This is a genomic window from Nocardia carnea (genome assembly GCF_029868855.1).
GTDB lineage: Bacteria > Actinomycetota > Actinomycetes > Mycobacteriales > Mycobacteriaceae > Nocardia > Nocardia carnea_A.
The window spans coordinates 18,609-43,453 of sequence record NZ_JARWOV010000111.1; the positions used below are offsets into that span (position 1 = coordinate 18,609).

The 24,845-nt window shown below is 65.9% G+C and carries 22 protein-coding genes; 14 read left to right on the forward strand and 8 right to left on the reverse strand.

What is annotated here, in order from left to right; genetic code table 11:
• Positions 1-136 precede the first annotated feature (136 nt).
• Complete coding sequence (locus QH195_RS10605; protein ID WP_280435210.1) at positions 137-1,450, forward strand: salicylate synthase; 1,314 nt, start codon at positions 137-139, stop codon at positions 1,448-1,450.
• Between the two features lie 87 nt (positions 1,451-1,537).
• Here QH195_RS10605 and QH195_RS10610 read toward each other — a convergent pair whose 3' ends face one another.
• On the reverse strand, positions 1,538-3,148 hold the full coding sequence (locus QH195_RS10610) for a (2,3-dihydroxybenzoyl)adenylate synthase (RefSeq protein WP_432278470.1): 1,611 nt from the start codon (positions 3,146-3,148) through the stop codon (positions 1,538-1,540).
• Positions 3,149-3,768: 620 nt separating this feature from the next.
• Here QH195_RS10610 and QH195_RS10615 point away from each other — a divergent pair.
• The 8 genes from QH195_RS10615 to QH195_RS10650 all read left to right on the forward strand — a co-directional run bounded on the left by QH195_RS10615 (position 3,769) and on the right by QH195_RS10650 (position 12,772).
• Positions 3,769-4,662: an alpha/beta hydrolase gene (locus QH195_RS10615; protein ID WP_280435212.1), complete on the forward strand. Its 894-nt coding sequence runs from the start codon at positions 3,769-3,771 to the stop codon at positions 4,660-4,662.
• 99 nt (positions 4,663-4,761) lie between these two features.
• Complete coding sequence (locus tag QH195_RS10620; protein ID WP_280435213.1) at positions 4,762-7,464, forward strand: AAA family ATPase; 2,703 nt, start codon at positions 4,762-4,764, stop codon at positions 7,462-7,464.
• Between the two features lie 255 nt (positions 7,465-7,719).
• Positions 7,720-7,917, forward strand: coding sequence for a hypothetical protein (locus tag QH195_RS10625; RefSeq protein WP_280425151.1), 198 nt, complete (start codon positions 7,720-7,722; stop codon positions 7,915-7,917).
• Between the two features lie 71 nt (positions 7,918-7,988).
• Complete coding sequence (locus QH195_RS10630) at positions 7,989-9,224, forward strand: FxsB family cyclophane-forming radical SAM/SPASM peptide maturase (RefSeq protein ID WP_280435214.1); 1,236 nt, start codon at positions 7,989-7,991, stop codon at positions 9,222-9,224.
• Positions 9,221-10,429 carry an MFS transporter gene (locus QH195_RS10635; RefSeq protein WP_280435215.1) on the forward strand — a complete coding sequence of 403 codons (1,209 nt, stop codon included), beginning with the start codon at positions 9,221-9,223 and terminating at the stop codon, positions 10,427-10,429. The genes QH195_RS10630 and QH195_RS10635 overlap by 4 nt, the downstream gene beginning before the upstream one ends.
• Before the next feature lie 191 nt (positions 10,430-10,620).
• Entirely contained in the window at positions 10,621-11,358 is a 738-nt protein-coding gene (locus QH195_RS10640; protein ID WP_280435216.1) for a hypothetical protein, read from the forward strand.
• Positions 11,359-11,472: 114 nt separating this feature from the next.
• Positions 11,473-12,351, forward strand: coding sequence for a hypothetical protein (locus QH195_RS10645; protein WP_280435217.1), 879 nt, complete (start codon positions 11,473-11,475; stop codon positions 12,349-12,351).
• Between the two features lie 157 nt (positions 12,352-12,508).
• Positions 12,509-12,772 (forward strand): DUF1214 domain-containing protein, encoded by a 264-nt coding sequence (locus tag QH195_RS10650; RefSeq protein ID WP_280435218.1) that lies wholly within the window; start codon positions 12,509-12,511, stop codon positions 12,770-12,772.
• 138 nt (positions 12,773-12,910) lie between these two features.
• On the opposite strand, the gene QH195_RS10655 is transcribed toward QH195_RS10650, so the two are convergent.
• Complete coding sequence (locus tag QH195_RS10655) at positions 12,911-13,450, reverse strand: TetR/AcrR family transcriptional regulator (protein WP_280435219.1); 540 nt, start codon at positions 13,448-13,450, stop codon at positions 12,911-12,913.
• A gap of 249 nt (positions 13,451-13,699) precedes the next feature.
• Here QH195_RS10655 and QH195_RS10660 point away from each other — a divergent pair, with 249 nt between their 5' ends.
• On the forward strand, positions 13,700-14,923 hold the full coding sequence (locus QH195_RS10660) for a cytochrome P450 (RefSeq protein WP_280435220.1): 1,224 nt from the start codon (positions 13,700-13,702) through the stop codon (positions 14,921-14,923).
• 126 nt (positions 14,924-15,049) lie between these two features.
• Here the strand turns inward: QH195_RS10660 and QH195_RS10665 are convergent, their stop codons facing one another.
• Entirely contained in the window at positions 15,050-16,063 is a 1,014-nt protein-coding gene (locus QH195_RS10665) for a pentapeptide repeat-containing protein (RefSeq protein WP_280435221.1), read from the reverse strand.
• A gap of 345 nt (positions 16,064-16,408) precedes the next feature.
• On the opposite strand from QH195_RS10665, the gene QH195_RS10670 reads away from it, so the two are divergent.
• Positions 16,409-17,080 (forward strand): hypothetical protein, encoded by a 672-nt coding sequence (locus QH195_RS10670; protein WP_280435222.1) that lies wholly within the window; start codon positions 16,409-16,411, stop codon positions 17,078-17,080.
• Positions 17,081-17,273: 193 nt separating this feature from the next.
• Here QH195_RS10670 and QH195_RS10675 read toward each other — a convergent pair whose 3' ends face one another.
• The 3 genes from QH195_RS10675 to QH195_RS10685 all read right to left on the reverse strand — a co-directional run bounded on the left by QH195_RS10675 (position 17,274) and on the right by QH195_RS10685 (position 19,333).
• Complete coding sequence (locus QH195_RS10675; protein WP_280435223.1) at positions 17,274-17,858, reverse strand: hypothetical protein; 585 nt, start codon at positions 17,856-17,858, stop codon at positions 17,274-17,276.
• Positions 17,859-18,108: 250 nt separating this feature from the next.
• A complete protein-coding gene (locus QH195_RS10680; RefSeq protein WP_280435224.1) occupies positions 18,109-18,684 on the reverse strand; it encodes a DUF402 domain-containing protein in 576 nt (191 codons plus the stop codon).
• Positions 18,685-18,766: 82 nt separating this feature from the next.
• Entirely contained in the window at positions 18,767-19,333 is a 567-nt protein-coding gene (locus QH195_RS10685) for a histidine phosphatase family protein (RefSeq protein WP_280435225.1), read from the reverse strand.
• A 477-nt stretch (positions 19,334-19,810) separates the two neighbouring features.
• On the opposite strand from QH195_RS10685, the gene QH195_RS10690 reads away from it, so the two are divergent.
• Together QH195_RS10690 and QH195_RS10695 are read left to right on the forward strand one after the other, a co-directional pair.
• Positions 19,811-20,998 carry a serine hydrolase domain-containing protein gene (locus QH195_RS10690; RefSeq protein ID WP_280435226.1) on the forward strand — a complete coding sequence of 396 codons (1,188 nt, stop codon included), beginning with the start codon at positions 19,811-19,813 and terminating at the stop codon, positions 20,996-20,998.
• 79 nt (positions 20,999-21,077) lie between these two features.
• Complete coding sequence (locus QH195_RS10695; RefSeq protein WP_280435227.1) at positions 21,078-21,863, forward strand: MerR family transcriptional regulator; 786 nt, start codon at positions 21,078-21,080, stop codon at positions 21,861-21,863.
• On the opposite strand, the gene QH195_RS10700 is transcribed toward QH195_RS10695, so the two are convergent.
• The gene (locus QH195_RS10700) at positions 21,836-22,156 is read right to left on the reverse strand and encodes a MerR family transcriptional regulator (protein ID WP_280435228.1); all 321 of its coding nucleotides are present in this window, start codon (positions 22,154-22,156) and stop codon (positions 21,836-21,838) included. The two genes, QH195_RS10695 and QH195_RS10700, sit on opposite strands and share 28 nt — an antisense overlap.
• Before the next feature lie 701 nt (positions 22,157-22,857).
• Here QH195_RS10700 and QH195_RS10705 point away from each other — a divergent pair.
• Entirely contained in the window at positions 22,858-23,955 is a 1,098-nt protein-coding gene (locus QH195_RS10705) for an alpha/beta hydrolase (RefSeq protein WP_280435229.1), read from the forward strand.
• 33 nt (positions 23,956-23,988) lie between these two features.
• Here the strand turns inward: QH195_RS10705 and QH195_RS10710 are convergent, their stop codons facing one another.
• Positions 23,989-24,549 carry a TetR/AcrR family transcriptional regulator gene (locus QH195_RS10710; protein ID WP_280435230.1) on the reverse strand — a complete coding sequence of 187 codons (561 nt, stop codon included), beginning with the start codon at positions 24,547-24,549 and terminating at the stop codon, positions 23,989-23,991.
• Between the last annotated feature and the right edge of the window lie 296 nt (positions 24,550-24,845).

Sequence of the window (24,845 nt, forward strand, 5' to 3'; positions counted from 1 at the left end):
TAGCCTACACATACCCGCGGCGCCGGAACAGATCCGAAGCAGCAGCCCTTTCGTACTGCACAGCAAGGCATACTCGATTGAAGTAAGGCTATGCTAGCCTAACTTTCCGCAGTCGGGCATGAACCTTGGAGGACCGTTGTCGATCACGGATGAGCGCTCGCAGGCGGGCTATGTGACCGATCCGGTGGCGGCGGTGGCAGGGTTGGCGGGGGCCGACCTGTTCGGCGAATACGTGGTGTACGAACGCCCGGGCGAGTGGGTGTTCGCGGCCGATCCGATCGGCACTGTCGAACTGGGCGTCGAGGATCTACGCGTCGAATGGGATGGGCGCAGCAGCACCCGCCGGTGGACCGGCAGGCCCGCAAGCGCCCTCGATGTGGCGCTCCGCGCATTACCGGTGGATGGACGGAACATCTACGGCTGGATCGGGTTCGAATTCTGCGCCTGGGCGCTGGAGGCCACCGCACATGTGGCAACGCCCACGACACTGGCGCATCTGATGATTCCACGTATCGAGGTCCGGATCGCGACGTCCGGAATCCGGATCTCCGGTGCGACACCCGCCGAGACCCGGGCGATCCACGATCTCGTCGCCGCCGCGCAGGACAGTGTGCCGCCGCTGCCGCATCCGACCGATATCCGCAGCGATCGGACCGGCTACCGCGAACGAGTGGCCGAGGCGGCCGCGGAAATCCGGAAAGGCCGCTACCGGAAGGTAATACTGTCGCGGAAGGTCGAGCTACCCTTCATGGTCGACATACCGGCCACCTACCGGCTCGGCCGCGCACACAACACCCCCGCTCGATCTTTTCTGCTGCGGCTGGGTGGGCTCGCGGCGGCGGGATTCAGCCCGGAATTGGTCGTTTCGGTCGACGACGGCCGCGTGATCACCACCAAACCGGTGGCAGGCACCCGGCGCTTCGGCCGCAGCCACGCGGCCGATCTCGCCGCGCGCGCGGATCTGCTCGGCGATCCCAAAGAGATCGCCGAACACGCGATGTCGGTGAACACCTCTTTCACCGAGATCAGCGCGATCGCCGCACCCGGCACACCGGCCATCATCGATTTCATGACAGTGCGCGAACGCGGCAGTGTCCAGCACCTCACCTCCACCGTCCGCGGCCTGCTCACCGCCGACCGCACCGGCTGGGACGCCCTGGAAGCCCTGTTCCCGGCGGTCACCGCCGCGGGTATCCCGAAACGCGAAGGCGTCGATGCCATCTTCCGGCTCGACCGCGATCCGCGCGGATTGTATTCCGGTGCGGTGCTCAATATTTCACCCTCCGGCTCACTGGAGGCCACGCTGGTACTCCGTGCGGTCTACCAAACCGTCCACGGCGCCTGGCTGCGCGCCGGGGCGGGGATCATCGAACAGTCCACACCCGAGCGCGAATTCGAGGAGACCTGCGAGAAACTCGAAAGTATCGCACCATACGTCGTCGCGGCATAACCGAGCGACGGCACCGAACCGGCGCTCACCTGCCGGTCACGGAATCCCGTACCCGATCGGCTGCGCCGGCCCGATATACCTCGTTCGTCATCCCTCGGCGCGCAGGGCCTTCTTGTCGATCTTGCCGACCGCGGTCGTGGGCAGGCCGTCGGCACGACGCAGCACATCGGGAAGCTTGTACGTGGCCAGGCCCCGGTCGGTCAAGAAGGTCTTGATCTCGGACAGCGTCGGCATGTCACCACTGACAACCAGGACGGCACAGACCTTCTCACCGAGCGCGGCATCGGGCAGCCCGACGGCAGCAGCATGGCGGACCGCCGGATGAGCGAGCAGATGCTCCTCGAGCTCGTCGCAGGAGACGTTCTCACCGCCGCGATTGATGACGTCCTTGATGCGGCCGGAAACAACGAGATGACCACTGGGCAGGCGGCGCACCAGATCGCCGCTGCGGTAGTAGCCGTCCGGAGTGAAAGCGCGGGCGTTGTGCTCGGGGGCCCGGTAGTAGCCACGAATCGTGTAGGGCCCCTTGGTGAGCAGCTCACCCTCCGCTCCGGGAGCGACGTCATTGCCGTCACCGTCGACGACACGGATCTCGTCGGCCGCAGACAGCGGCCGCCCCTGCGTGGCGTGCACCAACTCGTCCGGATCGTCGAGGCGGGTGAAGTTGAGCAGCCCTTCGGCCATGCCGAACACCTGCTGCAGCCGCGCCCGGAGCGCAGGCTCGACCTCGCGAGCGTTCACCTCGGCCAGGCGGGCACCACCGACTTGCAGCAACCGCAACGAGGACAGATCGGCCTCCTCCCATTCGACTGCCGCACACCACAGTTGCGCAATCGGCGGTACGACCGCGGTAACGGTCACCCGGTTCTGTTCGATCGCAGCGAATGCGTTCTCCGGACTGGGCTCGGTGACGAAGGCTACTGCGCCACCCACCGCGACCGTGCCGAGGATGCCGGGACAGGCGAGCGGGAAGTTGTGCGCGGCGGGAAGTGCCGCCAGGTACACGTCGTCCTCGGTCAGTTCACAGACCTCTGCGCTGGCGGTCGCGTTGTAGACATAATCGTCATGGGTGCGGGCGATCAGCTTCGGGAGCCCGGTGGTACCGCCGGAAACCAGCATGAGCGCTATATCGCCCGGATCGACCGCGGGGAGCGAATCGCCCTCGCGCGGCACGGACTTCAGATCGACGAACGGGCCGGGGTCGCCGAGCACCAGCACGTGCCGCAGCGACGGCACTGCCGCTCGGACCTCGGCGGCCAACTCTCGGTAATCGAAGCCACCCATCCGGTCCGCGACAATGTAGCCGACCGCTTCGGAAAGCCGCGCCAGATGCTCGATCTCGCTACGCCGATGCGCGGGCAGCGTGAGCACCGGAATCATCCCGGCCCGCAACAGCCCGAACAACACCGGCACGAACTCGACCACATTCGGCAACTGCACCACGACCCGGTCTCCAGGCTCGATTCCGAGCGCACGTAACCCGTGTGCCATCCGATCGGCCTCCGCATCCAGCGTCGCGTAGGTGCGCGCCTCGGCGCCGAGCAGCGCGGTCCGATGCGGATACCGCCGGGCGGTCTCACGCAGCAGCTCACCGAGCGAGCGTCCCTGCCAATAACCAGCTCTGCGGTACTCCGCGGCCTGCTCGACGGGAAAGGGAACGTAGCCGTCGCGATGGGCGGTCGAGGTGATAGGGGGAATCACGTTATGCCTTTCAGGTACGAACACGGGAGCCTCTGCGGATTTCAGGATTCGATGATCAGCCCGCCCTCCGAGGTCCACCAACCCCGGCGACCCGTCCGAAACAAACGGGCACCGGGCTCGTAGGGATCGTGGCAAGCCCGACCGGAGTCGGCTGCGCCGACGAACCACGCAGCCCCGCGAACCCATCCAGCCGGCCGAACAGTTCGCCATAGGTGACCACATCACCACCGCTCCGTCCTCACTGCTCGGCACGGCCACCACCGAACCCCGACCTCCATCGCCCGCAATTTGCTTAGGCTAAGCTAACATCTAGCCCGGGGTCACGGGCAGGCAACCCGAAATCGGGCGACACCCTCCGTTGCCGAGAGGTCCGGTACCACCTCGGCGGCACAGGTGACCGGTCTCGGCACGCCGGCACCCCTACTGACGGACCGATGCTCATGCGTGCACCGACAACCGAACTCGACCCCGCTCGACGACGGGTTCGTGCAACACACAATGCGGTCCACGCTCGACACGGTGGGACTCCGCGAGCACTCGAAGCTCCACAGTTGACGCCGTAACACTCGCGGCGGTAACTTCCATTACGGCCTGGAACGTAACGGAAGGCGTGGTCGATGCGTAGTGATGTGGAATTCCGCAGTGGCGGACTCACCCTGCGCGGGTGGCTGTATCGGCCGGACGCTCGCACCGGCGCCGTCCCGCTGGTGGTGATGACCCATGGATTCGCCGGGGTCAAAGAATGGGTCGCACCGTTCGCCGAGGTACTCAGCGCCGCCGGACTCGCCTGCCTGGTCTACGACCATCCCGGATTCGGCACCTCCGACGGCCTGCCCCGCTTCGAAGTGGACCCGGCCGCACAGATCGAGGGCTACCGCGACGCGGTGACCCACGCGCAGACCCTCGACGGAATCGATACCGACCGGATCGGAATCTGGGGCACCAGCTACGCCGGCGCCCATGTCCTGGTCGTCGCGGCCACCGACCGCCGCGTCCGGGCCGTGGTCTCCCAGGTCCCACTGACCAACGGCTGGGCGACCTTCGGCCGCCTCGTACCGTCGACCATGCTGCCGGCCGTACATCAGGCCATCGCCGCGGATCGATCGGCCCGCGCCGCGGGCGAACCCCACCAGTTGATCAAGGCCGCCTCCGACGACCCCACCGAACTGGTCGCCATGCCGGGCACCGAGGTCTACGAATGGCTGATGGCCAACGGCCCCCAGGTACCCACCTGGCGCAACGAGGTCTCGCTCTCCAGCATCGACAAATTCCAAAGCTACGCACCCGAAGCATTCCTGCGCCGCATCTCCCCGACCCCACTGCTGATGGTGATCGCCGAACAAGACACCCTCACCCCCAGCGATATCGCACTCCAGAGCTACGCCGACGCCCTGGAGCCCAAACAGCTCGCACTGATCCCCGGTGGCCACTTCGCGGTGTACGAGGACCGATTCGACCAGGCCTCCTCGGCCGCCCGCGACTTCTTTCTGGCGACACTCACCGACCGGTGACGGTCCGACTCGCACGATATCCGGGTCGAGGGACCCTCCCCTCGTCCAACGCCGCGGCGCGAGCGGTGACCCCTCGATCAGGAAGGGCAGGCTGGCCGCGTGCTGCACGGTCGAGATGATGTCGTCGAACAGATCGAAGCACTCATCGACGACAGTCGAGAAGGTCGCGGCAATTCACTACTGATCACCGGCGGACCCGGCCAGGGCAAGACCACAATCCTGGAGCATGCCGCGAATTCGGCCGGTGAAGAGTGCATCATTCTGCGTTGCCGCGGAACCGAGCATGAAGCAGACTTGCGGTACGGAGGTCTGCACCAGCTGCTCGCACCGATACCCGACGCGGTAAGAGCAGTACCGGAGCCGGTCCGCGCCGCCTCGGCTACGGCGGCGGGCACCGGCCCTTTCCAGCAGGACGACAACAGCCACCAGGTAGGCCTCGGGTTACTCGCGCTCTGGTCGGGGCTCGCAACCGAACGCCCGGTACTCCTCCTGATCGACGACGCGCACTGGTGGGATCAGCCTTCGATGCACGCACTCGCCTTCGCCACACGCCGGCTCGTCGCGCACCGGGTGACGGTACTCGTGGCTTCTCGTACCCGAGGCAATACCTACGGACTGCCCGAGAAAGTGCTGATGCCACTGAGCAGAGATGACTCGAAAGTCCTGTTGCTCGAGCGGTTTCCCGGGCTGCCGGCCGACACACGTGAACGAGTTCTCGACACCGCGGCCGGCAATCCGTCAGCCCTGCTCCAACTGCCCGGCGCGAACAGCGACCTCCCTACGCTGGGACCGCTGGCACTGACCGGCCACCTGCAACGCGAGTACGAACGCGATATCGTCGCCCTCCCCGAGGACACCCGGATCGCCCTGCTGGTCGTAGCCGCCGATTGCAGTGGAAGTCTGAGCGTCGCCGTGCGCGTACTCACCGAACTCGGTTCGACCGCCGCGGCGCTCGATGCCGCGGAACGAATCGGCGTCGTCGGCATTTCGGGATACTCGATCGCTTTCCGGCATCCGCTCGAACGAGCGGCCGCCTACCGGGTGGCTCCCTACAGCATGCGACTGTTCATCCACGCCACCATTGCGGCGTGTATCGAGGACCCCGAGTTACAGGCTTGGCATCTGGCCGCCGCTGCGACCGCACCCGACGAAGCCACGGCAATCGCCCTGGACGCGGTCGCCGAGAACGCACGGAGCAAGACCGACTACCGGCGCGCGGCAATCGCCTCCGAACATGCGGGCCGCCTCTCGTCCGCCCAGGACGTTCGTCACGACCGGCTGCTGGCGGCCTTGGAAGCCAATATCGAGGCCGGGCAGGCCGACCGTGCCCTCGGCTTGGCAGATGAGATCGCTACATACGAGGGCGGTTACGCGGACAGGGCACGCCTGTCCGCGGCACGTGGCCGAATACTCTCCGCCCAGGGGGACCCGCGCGGCGCGTACGACGCATTCACTCGTGCCGCACACCTGTATCCCGCGGATCCGGATACCGCGGCACGTATGCACCTCTACGCGGCGGGAGCTGTGTGGCCGGACCCGGATCCGTCCCGGATGCTCACCACCAGGGCCGAAGTGCAAACCCTTGCCCTCGGTGCCGGACGCCACGGATACCTGACCGTCCTGGACGGCCAGATCGCTCTCCACAATGGCAGTGGAGACCCGGCGCAAACGGTTCGTACCGTCCGCAGCGCCCTCCGCCTCGGCCGGTCCCGGTTTGCCGAGGACCATTCGATCCGGTTCGTCCTCGCCGTACAAGCCATGAGCGCGGGTGAGATCGACGATGCTCGCGCCGACTTGATCGAACTGAACACCCTGTGCCGCGAGCGCGGGATGGCGGGGCGTCTCCCAATCGTCGGTATCGCACTCGGCGCTGTCGAAACACTGCTCGGCCACTTCCGGAAGGCGGAAACCGCACTCTCCGACAGTCTTCGGACGGCCCGCGAGATCGGCCAACCCGACCGCGCCGGTCGCGCCGGTGCCGGACTGGCGGTACTCGCTGCCGTGCGTGGTGAACACGACCTCTGCCGAAGACTTGCCGAGGAGAATCTTCCCGGGGCACCTTCTCGCTTCGATACGACCAGCTCGGTGAACGCCCGGTGGGCCTTGGGCCTCCTCGACTTGGGTTACGGACGGCATGAGGCGGCGATGGCCCACTTCGAAACGGCGTCCGACCATCGAGACCGGGCAATCGGCTGCTGGATTCCGCTGATCAGCGATCACATCGAAGCGGCGGCCCGGTGCGATCCGGCGCAGGCTGCCGAACAGATGTCGCTGCTGGAACGGTGGTATGCCGCCAACTCCGCATCCTGGATCGAAGCGCAGTTCCTCCGTTGCCGCGGAGTACTCGAGCAGGACGGGGCCGCATTCGCACAGGCACTGACCCTGCACGCCGAGGCGCACCGCTGGTTCGACCATGCCCGTACCGGCCTCCTCTACGGCGAATGGCTGCGCCGTGAGCGCCTCACGTTGAAGGCACGTGCAGTACTCCAAGCGGCGATGACTACTTTCCTCCGTCTCGGCGCCCTACCGTGGGCCGACAGGGCGCGTACGGAACTGCGCGCGGCAGGCGAAGGAACAGACAGCCACGCGGACGCCGTATCCGCACGGTTGACTCCGCAAGAGTTACAGGTCGTACGGCTCGCTGCCGGCGGGGCAACCAACCGGCAGATCGCCGCTCGGTTGCAGATCAGTCCCAAGACCGTCTCTCATCACCTCTACCGCGCCTTTCCCAAACTCGGTATCAGCAATCGACGTGCGTTGGCTCGGCTTCCACTCGGCCTCGACGATCCATCGAACGTCTGAGGGCAGGCCCGGTCAACAGTCCGATACGACCGATCCGACGAATGGGCGAACGACCGATACCGCCGGCGGAAGTACCGCCGTAGCGTTGCCGATGGGCGCTACATCGCAGACGCTCGGACACCACAACATTCCCGGCCGCAGATGGGCCCCAACCGATTCGGGCAAGCTTCCCACTTCCGTGCCGCTCAGTAGACAGCTGTGCGATGTACGAACCAGCGCGGGGGCCGTCCGGCAACACTCAAAGAAAGGCATATCATGCCCCTTCCTACCCTTCCGGGCGCCGCCGCCGGCGCCGGCCTCGCCGAGCTCAGCGCACAGTGGAGCGGATCGGCGTCCGTACCGGATGTCCTGCGTGCGCATCTGGTCTCCTCGGACGCACGTAACCGTGGAAACTTCAATTCCTTCATCGAGAACAAGGGCAACTTCAACTCGTTCATCGAACCGGGCGTCTGAACCCTGTACATCCCGTCCCGGCGCGCACCCGCGCCGGGACACCGGACGCCGGAAACTGCGAGGAAGTCGGTATGAACGCGAGCGTGGAATTCACCCAGGGCACACCGGCGGAGGAGTGGCCGGCCGGCGAGCGGCATGCCCGGGAAATCCGCGAAGCCCGGCCGCACAGTCTGCCGTTCACTCAGTTCGTCGTGAAGATCCACAGCCGGTGCAATCTCGCCTGTGACTACTGCTACGTCTACGAGATGTCGGATCAGAGCTGGAAAGACCAGCCCAGAACCATGTCGGATCAGATCTTCGACTACGCCTGCACGATGATCCGCGACCACGCCGCGCACTTCGCGCTGCCCGAGGTGAGCGTGGTTTTCCACGGCGGCGAGCCGCTGCTCGTCGGGCGCGCGTCGTTGGAACGTTTCGCGCGACGTGCCCGCGAGATCGTGGAACCGGCAACGCGAATCCGGCTCGGGATGCAGACCAACGGCGTTCTCCTCGACACCGAATTCCTCGATATCTGTTCTCGGCACAACGTGCAGATCGGCGTAAGCCTGGACGGTGACGAGCGCGGCCACGACCGGCACCGGAAATACCGCCGGGGTGCCGGTAGCTACGCCGATGTCAGCGCCGGACTCCAGCTCCTGACCCAGCCTGCATATCGGCACCTGTACTCGGGCCTGCTCTGCACGATCGATATCGACAACGATCCACTCGACACCTACGAGGCGCTGCTGGACTTCGGACCGCCCGCCCTGGATCTGCTCCTACCCCACGGCAACTGGTCCACCCCGCCCCCGGGACGCACCACCGACCGGACCCGGGCGCCGTACGCCGATTGGCTCATCGCGATCTTCGATCGTTGGTATGGCGCCCCTGTCGCCGAGACCCGCATCAGGCTCTTCGACGAAGTGATCGAGTTGCTGTTCGGCGGCACCGGCGCCTCGGAGTCGGTGGGCCTCGCGCCGGTCCAGCTCGCCGTGATCGAAACCGACGGCAGCCTGGAACAGGTCGATGCCTTGAAATCGGCCTTTGCGGGCGCCGCCCGAATCGAGGGCGGAACCGGCGGGAACGCGCTCGACCGGGCGATTCACGAACCCGCGGTGATCGCTCGGCAGATCGGTGTCGAGGCGCTGGGTGCCGAGTGCCGCGCCTGTCCGATCCACCGTGTCTGCGGTGCGGGGCATTACGCTCATCGTTACCGGGCCGGAAGCGGGTTCCGGAACCCATCGGTGTACTGCGCCGATCTCGAAAAGCTGATCCGGCATATCGAGTCCCGGATCCGGGCCGATCTGCAGGCCGCGACGGGCCGATGAGCCGTTCCGGCGTCCTCGGGAACCGGAATTTCGTACTGCTGTGGTCCGGGAACGCGATCTCGCTCATCGGATTCCACGGAGTCCGCATCGCCTATCCACTACTGGCACTTGCGATAACCGGGTCGGCGGCGCTGGCCGGATGGGTCGGATTCGCGATCTCACTACCTGCCCTGCTGTTCCAGGTCCCGGCCGGAATCGCCGCCGACCGGTGGGATCGCCGGACCATCATGATCGTCTGCCAGACAGCTGGGCTCATCGCGGCCGGCTCGGCTTGGCTGGTCGTCGCACTCGATCTGCCCGAGCCGGGCCTGCTTCTTATAGCCGCCGCCTTCGTGGAAGGCACCGCCTTCGTATTCTTCGGAATGAGCGAGCTGGCCATGATCCGGGATATCGTGGATATCTCGCAACGGCCGACGGCATTCTCGCTCTTCGAGGCCGAACAACCTATTGCCCTGGTCCTCGGCCGGGCCGTCGGCGCGGCCGCGTACGGTATCGCCCGATGGGTGCCGTTCGCCGCCGACGCCGTCACCTATCTCGTCTGCCTGTGCACCCTGTCCTCGATCGAGGTTGCCCCGGCACGGCGGCGCCGTGATCCCGAGGTACCGGAACCCGCCCCGGCGACGCTGCGAACCGGGACTCAGCTGGTCCTCAGCGATCCTTTTCTCCGCAGTTCCACCGTGATCAGCGGATTGTCGAATATCGTCATCCAGGTCGTCATCCTCCTGATCATCGTCGATATCGAACGATCGGAGCGGCCCGTCTGGGTGGCCGGCGTCGTGCTGGGCGCCGCCGGCACAGGCGGCATCATCGGCTCCGCCGTTGCGGCCGGACTGGCGAACCGATTCGGCGCGCAGCAGCTGTATCGCTGGTCGCTGTGGTGCTGGGCGGGATTGATGATCCCCATCGCGCTGAGTGCACACCCGCTGGTGGTCGGTGCGGCTTGGTTCGGTATCGGCGCGGTCGGCGTCGTGGTGAATGTGGCACTGACCTTGTTTCGGGTGGAACGAATTCCCGAGGAAGTCCTGGGCCGAGCGGTCGGCGTGGTGTCGATGCTGACCGACGGTGCGGTTGCATTCGGTGCCATGATCGCGGGCTTTCTGCTCAGCGTTTTCGACACGACGGCCACCGGATGGATGATGGTCGCCGCCATGTTCACGCTCGCAGTGGCCGGCAGACGGGAGTCTCCCACCCTACGGCGGGAGTGACCGGGTCTGTCTGTGTTCGGCACGGTGAAGACGCAGCGAGAGACAAACATGCCGTTGCCGGGCAACTATAATCCGGGCCGGAGTCCATGACTGGTCGGGAGAGCCCGTCCGAGCCCGGAGGGGTGACGCTGATGACTGGTTCTCCGCACGGATCCGGTGACCGGCCGAGTGTGGGAGATACTGATTTCCCTGTGTGGCAAACGGGACAAGGGCATCGGCCACAGCAGCAGCCTCTGCCGCCGGCGTATCCGCCGCCACCGACCGGGCGCGGAACATCGGGGCCGATCGTCGTCGGTGCTGTCGGGTCGGCGGTGGTGGTGCTGGTGGTCGGCGTGGTGGCCGGTGTGATCCTGGGCAGCCGAAACAGCGAAAGCGTCCCCACCGCGACCCCGGAACCTGCGACCTACTCTATGAAGGCGATCACCGATGCGTGCGATCTGGTCGACCCCACGCCGTTGACCAGGTGGGCGTCCACGCCGCGCGCCGATCCTGTACATGAGGAAACCTCGGCTTCCGGCAACTTCGGCAACCTGCAGTGCAGTGTCTACTACGACAATTCGACCGGCGACGAATTTCCCATGAACACCGCCATGATGCGGGTGCGGGCCGACGTCACAAACGGTTCCGCCGCGCGAAAGTACGACCATTGCACACGCACGACCGCCGAACTCACCGATGACGGATCGGAGGTCACGTCCGGTTCGTTCACCGGAATCGGCACCCGGGGCTACTGGCAGTTCGAAGCCGACAATTTCGGTGGCATCGTCGACGCCGAATACGGGGTGTGCATCTTGGACGGTGGTGCTGCGGTGCAGGTGCAGATCGAACTCTCCTGGGAGAAGGATTCCCCCGTGGTGGGTCGCGACGAACTCGATACGGTCGCCAGGGCCCAGGCCCGTAAGGTGCTCGACGGCCTGCGACAGAACTAGGAAGATCGGCCTGGTGAAGACTTTTCAGCGGCTACTCGGCCAACGCCGCAGTAGGATCGGCGCGGCACGGAAGGTCGGCGGGGAGCACGTCGAGGAATCGAGGGGCGGCAAGAGATGACGGACCCTCGACACGAACCGGGCCGGCCGCTCCCAGCCACCGCCGACCCCACCGAACAGCAACCGCATTTCTCGAAAGGCGACGAGACAGACCACGTCACAGAGCACGTCCGGCCCGGACAGGGATACCAGCCGCCGCCACCGCGGTTCATGCCCTCACCGCCCGGCCCAGGCAAAGCGGGCCTGATCGCCGCCGGTGTCGTCGGGCTGGTGCTGGTGCTGGCCGCGGGTGTGGTGATCGGTGTCCTCATCGCCGGCGGCGGCAGTGAACCCCGGTCCGCCGCTGCCGCGGCATCCTCCAGTGCCCCGGCCGGGCCGCCCAGTGCCGCCACCACCACAACGCCCGCGGCTGCGGGAACGTATTCGATGAACGGGATCACCGATGCGTGCGACCTGGTCGATCCCACCCCGTTGCACAAGTGGTCGTCCACACCGGACCGAGCGCCCTACCATCACGAAACTCCGCCCAGCGATGACGATCCCGGCAGTCTGTCATGCCAGTTCAGCTACAAAAGCCAATCGGGTGACGGCGTCCACTGGAATCAAGCGGCCATCGATCTCCAGGTCGAGTTCACCGCCGCCGGAGCCTCACCCGCCTATGACGAGTGGAAACACGAGGACACCACCGCGCCCGGTGTGCATTCCGGCGAAGTCACCGGGATCGGCTCCCAGGGTTACTGGCACACCGCGACCGGGAACACCACTCATACCACCGGACTGGACTACGTCGTATGCGTGCAGGACGACAATGTCTCGCTGCGCGTACGAATCCCCATCCTGCGCCAGCACGGCGAGTCCCTGCCCAGCCCGGACGAGCTCGGCGTGATCGCCCGAAACCAAGCCCGGCAGGCTCTGGACGGACTGAAGCGCGAGTAACCACGGCCGATCGGCAAGTCCGTGGCGTCCCGCAAGGTGCCGATCAGCACGGGATCGGACGGGCTGCCGATCAACGGGTCTGGTGGCAAGACCTACCACGCGCGTTTCCTACCCCCGGAGGTCAGTGAGTTCTGGTCGTTCACCGTCTACGGCAGCGATGACCGGCTCATGGGCGCACAACGCGGTCGACCGGCACAGCCGCGGCGACCGCACCCCGGTCCCCGATATCGACGGCTATTACACACTCGAACTCGGCGCCGACGCCGCAACCCATGCAGACAACCCGAACTTCCTGCCGATTCCGGAGAAGGACGCTTACCTGATCTTGCGGATGTACGGACCGAGCACAGCGGTGCAGAACGGCGAGTACGCGATGCCGACCTTCGCGGTGGAGCCAGCGTGCGCAATCGGTGATGTCTGATGCCGCCTATAGGTGGATATCGGCGGCGGTGCAGATCGGGAAGTGGTCGTATCCGCAGGTTTTGGTGTCGTGACATCGATTGTGTTACGGGAAGGCGGGTGCCGCAGCAACGCCGGTCGATGCTCTACGGGAAATTCATCAGAGGTCGGGCACCGGGGCAACGAATCGTTGGACCATGCGCCGTTCGGCCGCTGAATCGGGAAGCGGCCAGGCCAGTAGTGCGAGCACGATCCGCACGATCCATTGCGCCGCCTCGGCGTCCGGCGTCATCCGGGCAAGAGTGGATGCGATATTGCTCAGTTCCGGTGCGGTGGAAAGTATTTCGTCGGTAGCGGCGGATCGGTGCCGGGTGAGCCACTGTTTCAGCGTGGGGTCAGCACGGATGGCGGCCACGGCGGCGAGAACGGCTTCCACCATCCGTCGAGATCCCTGGAAAGGTTCGATGGCCACGGTGACCCGCTCGGCCACCGTCGCGGCGGCCTTCGCGAGCACCGCATGGACGAGCTCGGTCTTCCCCCCGGCATGCCGGTACAGCGTCGCACGGGAACACCCCGCCGCGGTAGCTATATCGTCGATGGTGACGTTGTCGATGCCCCGTTCGAGGAACAGGGCCGCGGCGGTCCTTTCGATCCGGTCCGCAGCGATCGCGCGACGGTCACCTCCAGCGAGCCAATCCACACCACTTCTCACCTACTCGACCCTTCCATCCTAGTTTGGCCGCACCGTCTCATCATGAGACGTAAATACGATACTGTCCAACCTTGATCTCAGAACTTCGCAGGTCATATCGGTGTGATTTTCAGAAGCGCCGGCAAGTTGTATCCGCGGGGGATACATCATGTCTCAGTTCGAGATGGTGATTGTTCCGAGTGCCACTCACCATCGACGCTGGTGACCACATTCGGCCACCGACCCCCGGAGTGAACAATGACCTCGGCACAGGCGATCGATGTATTCGATCCCGACCACCTCGACAACCCGTACCCGCTGTATCGGCTGCTCCGCGAGCAGGCACCGGTGTATCAGGTACCGGGCACCGATTTCTTCCTGGTCTCCACCGGGGAACTGCTCATCGAAGCCGCGGCGCGGACCACGGATTTCTCCTCCAACCTGACCGCTGTGCTGGTCCGGGAACCGGACGGGTCGGCCGCGACGTTCGATATCGACGCCGGCGGGCAGGCCGTGCATGTGTTGGCGACGGCCGACGATCCGGTCCATGCGGCGCACCGCAAACTGGTCGCGCCCGTTCTCGCCAAACGAATCCGCACCCTGGGCGGAACGGTCGATGCGCTGGTCGACCGGTTATGGCGGCGGGAAGTCCGCGCCGGGCACATCGACTGGGCCACCGGCATGGCCGATCGCCTTCCGCTCGCGGTCGTCGCCGACCTCATCGGCCTTCCCGAATCCGACCGGCCCCAACTGCTGAGCTGGGCCTACGACTCCACGGAGATGCTGGGCGGAGTCGTTCCCGCCGAACGTCTACCGCAACTGATGACCTCCGCCGCCGAACTCGCCGGCTACCTGCACACCGCCTTCGCCGCGGCCAAGGCACAGCCCGGCGCACACGACGACAACCTGCTCGGTGTGCTTGCCGCCGGGGCCCGCGCCGGCCAGGTCGAAGACCACGTCGCCGTCCTGATCCTCATACAGCTCGTCGGGGCAGGCGGCGAATCCACCGCCGGGCTCATCGCCAACGCAGCCCGCATACTCGCCTCCGACCCCGAACTTCAACAGCAGGTACGCGAACAACCAGCCCTGATCCCCGCCTTACTCGACGAGACACTGCGGCTGGAGTCACCGTTCCGCGGCCACCACCGGCACGTCACCGCCGACACCCGCCTCGGCGACCTCGACCTACCGGCGGGCAGTCACCTGCTGCTGCTCTGGGGCGCCGCCAACCGCGACCCCGCCACCTTCCCCGACCCCGACACCCTCGATCTGCACCGGCCGAACCAACGCACCCACCTGGCCTTCGGCAAAGGCGCCCATTACTGCATCGGTTCAGCACTGGCCAAGCTCGAAGCCAGTGCCGCGCTCACTACCTTGCTCGACAACACCCGCCGGTTCACCCTGGACGAAGACGCTCGGCCGCGATGGCTACCCAGCCTCTTCGTCCGCCGCCACCTCACCCTGCCTCTCCGGATCGACTGACACCCACCTATCGACCACCGGCAGGCCGGCGACGTCCCGATGGACTCGCCGGGCGGTGGCCCTCGAACTCACCGAGTCCGGACGGCCCGGCCTGTGTGCATCAATCGCTGAAGAGATACCTGGTCGTCATTCCGAAGGCGCCGGAACGAACCCTTCCGGCCACCTCGTGCTGCTGTCGTAGCTGATTCCGGTGAGGTCCGCACCGTTCAGGGAGGCGCCGCTGAGGTCCGCACCGGAGAGATCCGCACCCTCGAGTAATGCGTTGGTGAGGTTCGCTCCGGTTAGGTCGGCATCGGTGAGGTCCGCTTCGGAGAGGCTCGCGCGGGTGAGGTTCGCGTTTTCCAGGTCCGCACCGGAGATGTTCGCACGGGTGAGGTCGGCTCGGGTGAGATTCGCACCCGTGAGGAACGCGTCGGAGAGGTCGGACCAGGAGAGGTCGGCCTCGGTGAGGTTCGCTTGGATGAGGCTCGCGGACAACAGCTCCGCGCCGACGAGGTTCGCACGGGTGAGCTCCGCGGAGCCGAGGGCGGCGACGGTGAGGAACGCGTTGGAGAGATTCGCTTCGGTGAGGCGCGCATTGTCGAGGTATGCGCCGACAAGGACGGCGTTCGTCAGGTTGGCGCCGGCAAGCTGCGGCGCGGCACTGCCGGGACCTGACTTCCTGGAGTCCCAGGCCTCGGGCAAGCAGGCCCGGCCGAGATTCAGTGCGTTCACCGGGTCATCGTGTGTGATATCGCGGCGCGAGATAACCGTCAGTGCCGTTTCGACATCGGCAGGTAAGGCCTTTCGGGGGGCGGCGGGATCGAAGCCCGGCGGCTCTACCCCCGGAACATCGGTGAAGTACCTGGCACATGCCGCGTTGTGCGCGTGGGTCTGAAGAAACGAGCTCAGCAGAGCGAAAACGGTGGGGTGATCGCCCGGTGAGTCTTTCGCGAGCTGTTCGAGCAGATAGATCCCCGAGAGACGGACGTTGATCTTGTCGGAAGCCAGTTGTTCCGCAGCGAGCCGGAAACGGTCGGTGGTCGCGGTTCGCTGAGCCAGGGATTGCTGGTCGTTGGACACCTTCAGCGACTCACCCGAGAACCACAGCGCGGCGACCGCCGCCACCGACGCACCGAGCGTCGCGAATATGGTCGCCATCGCCCCCAGCTTCGCCCAGCCCGGCCAGTGAAAAAACCTGCTCAACCGAGAGGGCTCAGCAACCGGTTCGGGCGAGGGCGGTGGTCTCAGAGATCGGCCCTGGCCTGCGACGACAGGACGGTTACGAGCGAGTCGAAGATCCCCCGTGGTCATCAGAATCCTTCCGAAACTGTTCTCCTCCAACGTATCCGAACCGAGAACCGAGGGCCACGTCATCGCGCAGTTCGCACATTCTCTCGGGCATCAGGAGTAGGACGGGGGTCAGCAAGCCGCCGTCATGACCGATCGCACCGCAGAGCTCGGCACACCTTGCCCACAGGCGCAGCCACTACCCAGACTTCTCTGGTGAACACGCCGCAGCGAGCCGAATGGCCGAGCACAACACATAACTGGGCCACCGAGGTGGATACCGCGCATGTGCAGCGCATCCGCCGCGACCCGGAGACCATGGCACCCGGTGGCCTACCACATCTGATCCTCGAGGTCGTCGCCTACGCGGCCGACGAAGCCGAAGCCACCGGCAGCGGTCGGTGCCTCATCGTCCTGCATCCGGACGGTTCGGTGTCGGTCTCCGACGAAGGCCGAGGCACCGACACCCGGACCGATGACCGAGGGCGCCCGATCAAAAAACCGATCATGTCAACGAAAGACCTGCGATTCTTCGACCACCCCGAAACGCAAACCCTCCCGGACCGGCACCCCCGCCGCGGTATCTCCGTCGTCTCAGCCCTGAGCACGTGGCTCGTCCACACCAACCGCCGCCGCACCGGCGCCTGGACCCAGCGCTACGAACACGGCATCCCGGTGAGTGACCTCCTGCCCGTCGACACCACCGGCCCGACCGGAACAACAGTCCACTTCCTTCCGGACCCGGACCTACCGATCGGCAATGCCCTGAACACCCCGGACCTGCTGGAGATGGCGAACTCCTGGCCTCACCTTTCGACCGCGATCGACGACGCCCGAGCATCGCGGCAACTTCAGGGCCCGAAGGACCAGGGAGGCACGCCGACCTAACGCCCGTGGTTGCCGATTCCGGCGTCACCACAGCCGGGCGGTGGCTACGTCCATGGATAGAGACGGCGGTTGTCCATCGATTCCGACGGCTGTCGGGGCTGGTTTCGAGATCGAGCGTCCGTGAACTTCGACGGCACTATGGGGGTGGGAATCGAATGCGCCCCGAATGGGGCCGCGTCGGGGCCTGAACCATCTATAGCGGAAGTTCGAATGTCAGGCCGAACTGGGCGCCCAGTCTACCGAGAGCCTGCGGGTCCCCGAAAACGATTACCTCGCTGAGGTATTCGTCGTAGGAGTCCAAGTCCACGGAACAGAATTGTTCTACGAGGTCGGTGGTCAGGCCGGAGAGGTAGGTGGCGAAGACGAGCGAAGCCTCGATGTTCTCCTGCTCGTGGCCGGGGTACACCGGCCACCACTCGGTGGCGCCGTTGCAGTCGAACCGCAGCTCCCATGTCGTGTCACCCTCGACCAGCCGGACGTTGCCGATGGTCACCATGCCGCGACTGCAGGCGGCGAGTGACTGCAGTTCGGACTCGTACTGTTGTCGCCGCTCTTCGTCGGTGTACGTGTTGATGTGGCGAAACGCCTTGTGGTCGAAGATGTAGCCGATCCCCAGGTCCAAGAGCAGGCTGAGCACGGCGGCCTGTTCAGTGTCTTCGTAGTAGCTCAGCGGCTCGTCCCGCGAGTTCACCAGGCAGGTCGGAAGGGTGTCGGGGTCGACAAGACCGAGTTCGACGATCAGGTCCACGACCTCACCCACGGTGCGTTCGGAATTCATCGAGTCCTTCTCTGGGCCTTCGCGGTCGGGCAATACCGCCATACGATCTCACCCAGCTCCGACAGATTTCGGATCCTCCGGTTGGGGCCGGAGAAACATGCGCGTGCGTTGGCGCGGCGAGCCGAAGACCTCACCGCAGCAGTAAGCAGAGCCGAAGACATGCTCTACGGCGAGGGGCCCGTCGAATAACCACCCATTCATGGACACCGTGGTGTTGTGCATCGCCGGCGCGGTCGATCCGCGCCGTGCCTCACTTCGAGGGGCTGCTTGCCGACGTCGAGTGAATCGCACCAGGGGCTTCGGGTTGCCAGTCCTGCCACCGCGGAATCCACCAGCGGTCCCCGTGGTTCAGTGCGGAAGCGACGCGCTCTGCCTCGCGCCACACCTCGTCGGCTTCCTCTGTGGTGAGCCGGCCCTCGGCAACCTGCTTCGCGACGTCGTCCCGGTCTTTCCACTGCCATTCGCTGTCCCCGACAACGATATCGAGGCCGTGATCGTCGGTGTCGAAGTAGCCGGCGCCGCGGTGGAAGGGCTTCTCGAAGTTGATGTACCAGTGGTCGAACCGGCCATGGCGGAAGAACGCCCACACCGAGTAGGCGTCGCCGGGCCGGTACAGCTGCAACACATTGCTGCCGGCCCAGCGGTCCTGGCCTGACCACGGATGCGGACCGAAGGGATGCGGCGGAAACGTGAACGGGGTGCCGTCCTCGATCCAGACGGCGAGGACATCATCATCGGCGATCACTCGTACCGGCATCGTCATCCACATACGGTCGTGCAAGACTTCGCGTCGCTGCACCGTGGACCCGACCGCGAACCTGGGCATGGTAGCCACGTTAGCCTGCCCGCATCGATGGTCCGCACCCGTAGGCGCGCGCTGCAGCCCGTCCCGGGATTCGTTGTTCGGGTCAGAGGCCTGGCCCGGCCGCGTAAACGGTTGAGCCGCCGAACTCGAGCCGGTAGACCGCAGGCATCGGCATCGTCTGCTGGAACGCCCAGCTGACGCCAGAGCAACCGAGCCCGATCAGCGCTCGCGCGATGAACGTGCCGTGACTGCCGATGATGGCAGGTCGCCCCTGAAGGCCGTCGACGATATCGGTCAGTGTGTGGACCGCACGCTCGGTGAGTTCCTGCAGGCTTTCGGTACCCGGGCGCGACCACTGCGGGTGAGCCCAGCTCTGCGCGTAATGGCGCGCATAGTCGGGAGTTGGTTCGACTCCTGAATGCCACTCTCGTAGCCGCGGGTCGGTGTGGATCCGTAGGTTCCATTGCCGGGCCGCAGGTTCGAGGGTTTGGACCGAGCGCAGGTAAGGGCTCGATATGACCGCGCTGGGGTCGAGTTCGGCGAGGGAACCAGCGAGCTGGTTCGCCTGGGCCCTGCCTATGTCGGTCAACGGCCGCTGGTACTCGTTGGGCCCGTTCGGTGTGGGAGAGACAGACTGAGCGTGCCGCACCAGGAAGATCGTGGACCTCACGGGTGAAGTGTTTCAGCATTCTGTTTGCGGCGCCGCGTGCCCGCTTGTTTCCCGATACGACAAGGGCTGACCCGCGCGTCCTGGGAGGCTCGGGCGTTCATCACACGGGCGCGCTGCGCTGTAAACGCCTCCAAGGGTGCGACCGTCACCTCGGCCCCGACCATCGTGTACGGCTCCAACACACCGACAGCGGGCCGTCCATGTGTTTCACATGCACCTCGACGCCGCCCGAACCGGTCTCCGGCAACATATCCGCTGCCAGGGCAGCTACACGGATCGTGCCGCGCATACCTGGCAGCGCCCGAAGATCCATTTCCCTCACCCGCTGGGGTGCGGCGACCCAACAGCTCCAAGTGGCTACCACATCGAACGATAGTGATCTGGATCACTGTTGAGGCTGACCGTAGGTCAGGGTGGAAGCTCGGCGCAGCGGCGCGACGCCGACTCGGACGTAACCGGCACGAAGGAGCAACCACCATGTCCAACACCCTTTCCGATCAGGACAAGAGCGCCCTGCGGGCTGCCCCGGTAGTGGCAGCTGCTACCGGGCCGGATCGCCCGGAGCTGCAGCAGGCGATCGAGAAGATCGTCGATTCCGGAGTAGCCGGTATCACGCTGCGCGTGCACGACGAGCGCGGCGAATGGGTCGGCAGTGCCGGGGTAGCCGAGCTGGGCGGGACCGCGAAGCCGCCGATCGACGGGCATGTCCGGATCGGCAGCAACACCAAGACCTTCACCGCGACGCTGGTGTTGCAGTTGGCGGCTGAGGGAAAGATCGGACTGGATGTCCCGGCGGTGGAGTACCTGCCCGAGTTCCCGCTCGATACGCGGATCACGGTGCGGATGCTGTTGCAGCACACCAGCGGGGTGTTCAACTTCACCGGCGAGGTGTACGCCGACGGGACGGTCGTGCACGGGGTCCCTGTCCCCTTCGGCGCCACGGGCAAAGAGTGGGTGGACAACCGGTTCCGGACCTACCGGCCGCAGGAGCTGGTGGAGTTGGCGTTGTCCAGGCCGGCGCGGTTCGAGCCGGGCGCGGGCTGGAGTTATTCCAACACCAATTATGTGCTGGCCCGGTTGCTGATCGAGAAGGTCACCGGCCGCTCGCTCGCCGAGGAGATGCAGCGGCGGATTCTGGGGCCACTCGGACTGGCGGGCACCGTGGTGCCGGACGCCTCACCGGAGATCCCCGAGCCGCACGCGCACACCTACTACCGGTACGAGGACGCCGGCCGGCAGAAGACGATCGACATCACCCGATACAACCCCTCCTGGGTCTCCACCGGCGGAGACATGATCTCGACCACCCAGGACCTGCACACCTTCATCGCCGCGCTGAACGGTGGCACGCTCCTGCCGGCCGAAGTGCTGGCCGAAATGCGCACACCGCAACCGACGGGTATCCCGAACATGGATTACGGCCTGGGCGTATTCGTGGTGACCACGGAGGACGGCGGCACCCTCATCTCCCACAACGGCGGCAACGTGGGCGCCGCGGCACTGATGTACAGCACGCCCGACGGCGGCAAGACCCTGACCGCGGCCCTGAACTACGTGGACGACGCCGACATGTCCCTCGCAGCCGCATTCCGGAACTCCCAGCAAATACTCGTCGACGCGGTGTTCTGCGCCGGACACACCGAACCGGCGCAACCGGCGGACTGAATGCACGACTCGTCCACATACTCGTGCTCGGCGACGGTGTGCGTAGTCGCCGAGCACGAGCACACGACAGGATGAACAGATGAGGCACGGAGTCACGATCGGGCAGGCGGCAGCGTTCGTCGGCGTCACGGTGAAGACGGTCCGGCATTACCACAAGCTCGGACTGGTCGAGGAGCCGGAACGCGACAGCTCCGGTTACCGGCGGTACGGATCGGCAGAGTTGTTGCAGCTGGTCCAGGTCCGGACACTGGCCACCGCCGGCGTACCGCTGGCCGAGATCGGACCTGTGCTCGACGCCGACGCCGAACAGTTCGCCGCCGCTCTTGCCGCCGCCGAGCGGCGCCTGACCGATCAGATCGCGGACCTGTCCGCCCGGCGCGACACGCTGCACCGGCTCGCCGACAGCAACCGAGCCCTGCTACCCGACCGGGCCTGCGCGATCCTGGACCGCATGTCCGGTCTCGGCTTCGGTCCCGACTACGTGACAGCCCAACGCGAGGCCCTGGTACTGACCCGGGCGCTGGTCCCGGAGGGCTTCGACGGTTTCCTGACCCAGCTCGAACACCGGCTCGACGACCCCGGGTACATCGACCTGACCAAACGCGCTGCGGAGGCCGAGAGCTGGGAGCCGGACGACCCCAGGATCGAAGAACTTGCGGCCGCCATGGCAGACCACTACCTGGCCAACCCCGCACTGCTGGACAATCCCACCGGCCCGCATATCTGGGCCAACGCCGCCACCCAGTACCGGCTGATCAACAACCACCGCGAAGACCAGGCACCGATCTCGGCCCGGCTGACCGCGCTCACCGAGACGAAACTCCGCGCCGCCGGCATCTACATCCCCAGGCCGAACTCCTCCTGACCACGCCGTGCGGGGACGGCGGCGGCGATGAGCGTGTCGAGGGCCTGCCGAGATACCTGGAGCCGGGTGATGGCGTGCTCGATCCGAGCGTGTTCCCGGCGCAGTTGGGCGATCATTCCCGGGCACGGTGACGGTGCGAGTTCTTCGGCCTCGCCGTGTACGCAATGCAGAATCCCGGCGATGACGGTGGTGGTCAGGCCCGCGGCGAGTAGCGATCGGATATGCGCCACCGTGGTGATATCGGACTCGGTGTAGTCGCGGTAGCCGTTGGAGCGACGCGCCGGTCGGAGCAAACCCCTGGTCCTCGTAGTACCTACGGCAGGTGATCAGGTTGGGCGAGGAAACGCTCAGCGCTTTCGCAGAGGCAGAATTCACCTCGCCCACAGACGAGCCTCGCCGGCTTTGCTTGTCCCTGGTCATTCAGTATGCCGAGCACAACTGGCGAATCCGCCATTACCACGCGGCACCAGCCCCAGCGCAGCTTTCGCTATGACCCGTAATGTATTGCGACGCCATAACACATCGGCCGGCCTGGCTCTTCAGAGATCCGGTTCTCGCAAACCCCAGGAAATCCCGGCGACGGTCCCGATCGAGCAGCGATCGGCGCGTTCGGGGTTCCATTGTTCGTGACCACCGCCGCGAGCGCGGATGTGTGGCAGCCGGTGTTTCCCTCCCTTTGCCCGACGGCTGGTTCAGGGGCCGGCCTTGGCGATCTCGTCCCAGCCGTGGGTGGAGGCCCGGTGGCGAGGACGGCCGTGGCAGCGCCACCCGAACCGTACGTCTGATGGCGCGGCTTTCGACGGCCTCGCCGTCGCGCGACCGGAGCTGACCTCAGCCGCTACTACCGCCCCGGCGAGCCCGGTCGCCTTTTCTTGACTGACAATCAAGAAGTCCATATCGTGGCCGGAACAAGTTTCTTGGGTGTCGTCCAAGAAACCGTCCGGGCAGATAGGCGGAGGGAAATATCGTGAACCATGGCGAATCGAGCGCTCGGATGGGAGAGGGACTGCAGTTCGGTCGGCATGATGTTTCCTTCATCTCAGGGGGACAGCGATGTGCGGCCTGGCTGTACAGCCCGTCGGGTTCGGTGTCGCGGCGTCCGCTGGTGATCATGGGGCACGGGCTGGGTGCGGTGCGGCAGATGCGGTTGGACGCCTTCGCCGAGCGCTTCGCCGCTGCGGGTTGGTCGGTGCTGGTGTTCGACTACCGTCATCTCGGTGCCAGCGAAGGTGCACCGCGCCAACTGCTCGATATCGGCAGACAGCTCGCCGACTGGCATGCCGCCCTGGCATATGCGCGGTCGCTGCCGGAGGTCGATACCGACAGGATTGCGTTGTGGGGCAGTTCTTTCGGCGGTGGTCACGTGCTGCAGGTTGCTTCTCGGGATCCGCGGGTGGCGGCGGTGGTGGCCCAGTGTCCGTTCACCGACGGACCGGCCTCGTTGCGGTCGCGGCTACGGGCCGGACCGCTGAGTGCGGTGGCTCTGACCGCACTGGGCGTAGTCGACACCGTCGGCTCGTGGATCGGCGCGAAGCCACTACTGGTGCCGATGGCGGGCGCGTCGTGGATGCCGGCGTTCGTGGCCTCACCCGATGCGGTCGCCGGAGCTTCGGAATTGCTACCTGCCGGGACCCGGTTGTCCCGGCGCACCAGCACGCTACTGGCACGGTTGCCCTCGTTTCGGGCGCAGGTGTCGAAGAACATCGTCATGACCGCCGTCGAGGACGGCGCCGAGCACCCGACGATGGTGGGCCGTGACAGCATGTGGGGAGTCCTGCGGGGCGCCGACGGCGATTTCGACGCCGCCAACGCAATCGCCGCCCGCCTGGTCCTACGATTGCCGCTGTATCGGCCCGGGCGCGCCATGGCCCGCACCACCACACCGACACTGCTGTGCGTATGCGACCACGATGCCGCGGCCCCCGCGAAAACCACACTGCGCCGCGCCGGAGGCTTGGCCCATGTCGACGTCCGGACCTATCCCTGTGACCACTTCGACATCTATGTAGGCCCGGTCTTCGAACGGGCGGTCAGCGACCAGATCCATTTCCTGGCCACACAATTCGGTGACGCCGCGGCCACCGCGCCGTAGCAGGCGCGATCGTCGAGACCGGATCGGAAACGGTCAGCCGGCCGTAACGGCGATGCCACGCGCACTGTGCAGGAGCGTCTCGATCACCGCACGTTTGCGGGAGTCCTCCCCCGGGTGCATCAGCAATCCCTCGACGACGAAAACCCCGATCTCGACCATCGCCGCCAGCTCGTCCTCGGCAACCCCGATCTCGGCCAGATCGACCATGAACAACGCCTCGGCCACCGTGTGGAACTGTTCGTGCCAATCCCGGACGGACTGCGATTCCTTGGCTCGGGCGTGCACTGTGGTCACCAACCGGCTCGCCTGTTCCAACTCGCCGACCACCCACAGCAAACGATCGACCACATCGCGGGCGCCCATAGCACCGTAGCGATCCATCGCCTCGGCCAGCACCTCATCGAGCACCGCGATCAACACAGCGTCCTTGTCACGGAAATACCAGTACAGCGTGTTGGACACCACGCCCGCGTCCTGGGCGATCCGTGTCATCGACGTCGCGTCGTAGCCCTGCTCGGTGAACAACCGCCGAGCAGCGGCCACGATCTCGGCCCGCTTCTCCTCGCGATCTCGAGGACGTCTGTTTCGAGGCATCTCCGGTCCCGACTCGTCGCTGTTACACCGCGGCCCGAGCCTATCCCGGACATTCCTCGAGTATGCGGCGGGTGCCCACCCCATAGCCGGCAGTTGCGTTGGAAGAAGCTGCTGCGCGGGCGAGCGGCTGCACCCGTTCGCGGACCCCATCCACGAACGAGTGCGCCGATGCCGCCGGGTGAGCGCGCCGGCAGTCCGTATCGATATGAGTGGCGAGTCGAAGGCGAGGTCGCTGTCGATCTCACCGGCCGGCAAGGTGTCATGGCACGCGCGATCGCGTTTGGCCGGGACATGCC

Excerpts from the sequence above, each read along its gene's own strand:
- QH195_RS10615 (WP_280435212.1), top strand. The coding sequence starts at position 3,769 with ATGCGTAGTGATGTGGAATTCCGCAGTGGCGGACTCACCCTGCGCGGG.
- QH195_RS10625 (WP_280425151.1), top strand. The coding sequence starts at position 7,720 with ATGCCCCTTCCTACCCTTCCGGGCGCCGCCGCCGGCGCCGGCCTCGCC.
- QH195_RS10630 (WP_280435214.1), top strand. The coding sequence starts at position 7,989 with ATGAACGCGAGCGTGGAATTCACCCAGGGCACACCGGCGGAGGAGTGG.
- QH195_RS10635 (WP_280435215.1), top strand. The coding sequence starts at position 9,221 with ATGAGCCGTTCCGGCGTCCTCGGGAACCGGAATTTCGTACTGCTGTGG.
- QH195_RS10645 (WP_280435217.1), top strand. The coding sequence starts at position 11,473 with ATGACGGACCCTCGACACGAACCGGGCCGGCCGCTCCCAGCCACCGCC.
- QH195_RS10650 (WP_280435218.1), top strand. The coding sequence starts at position 12,509 with ATGACCGGCTCATGGGCGCACAACGCGGTCGACCGGCACAGCCGCGGC.
- QH195_RS10660 (WP_280435220.1), top strand. The coding sequence starts at position 13,700 with ATGACCTCGGCACAGGCGATCGATGTATTCGATCCCGACCACCTCGAC.
- QH195_RS10665 (WP_280435221.1), bottom strand. The coding sequence starts at position 16,063 with ATGGCGACCATATTCGCGACGCTCGGTGCGTCGGTGGCGGCGGTCGCC.
- QH195_RS10675 (WP_280435223.1), bottom strand. The coding sequence starts at position 17,858 with ATGAATTCCGAACGCACCGTGGGTGAGGTCGTGGACCTGATCGTCGAA.
- QH195_RS10680 (WP_280435224.1), bottom strand. The coding sequence starts at position 18,684 with ATGCCCAGGTTCGCGGTCGGGTCCACGGTGCAGCGACGCGAAGTCTTG.
- QH195_RS10690 (WP_280435226.1), top strand. The coding sequence starts at position 19,811 with ATGTCCAACACCCTTTCCGATCAGGACAAGAGCGCCCTGCGGGCTGCC.
- QH195_RS10695 (WP_280435227.1), top strand. The coding sequence starts at position 21,078 with ATGAGGCACGGAGTCACGATCGGGCAGGCGGCAGCGTTCGTCGGCGTC.
- QH195_RS10705 (WP_280435229.1), top strand. The coding sequence starts at position 22,858 with ATGGGAGAGGGACTGCAGTTCGGTCGGCATGATGTTTCCTTCATCTCA.
- QH195_RS10710 (WP_280435230.1), bottom strand. The coding sequence starts at position 24,549 with ATGCCTCGAAACAGACGTCCTCGAGATCGCGAGGAGAAGCGGGCCGAG.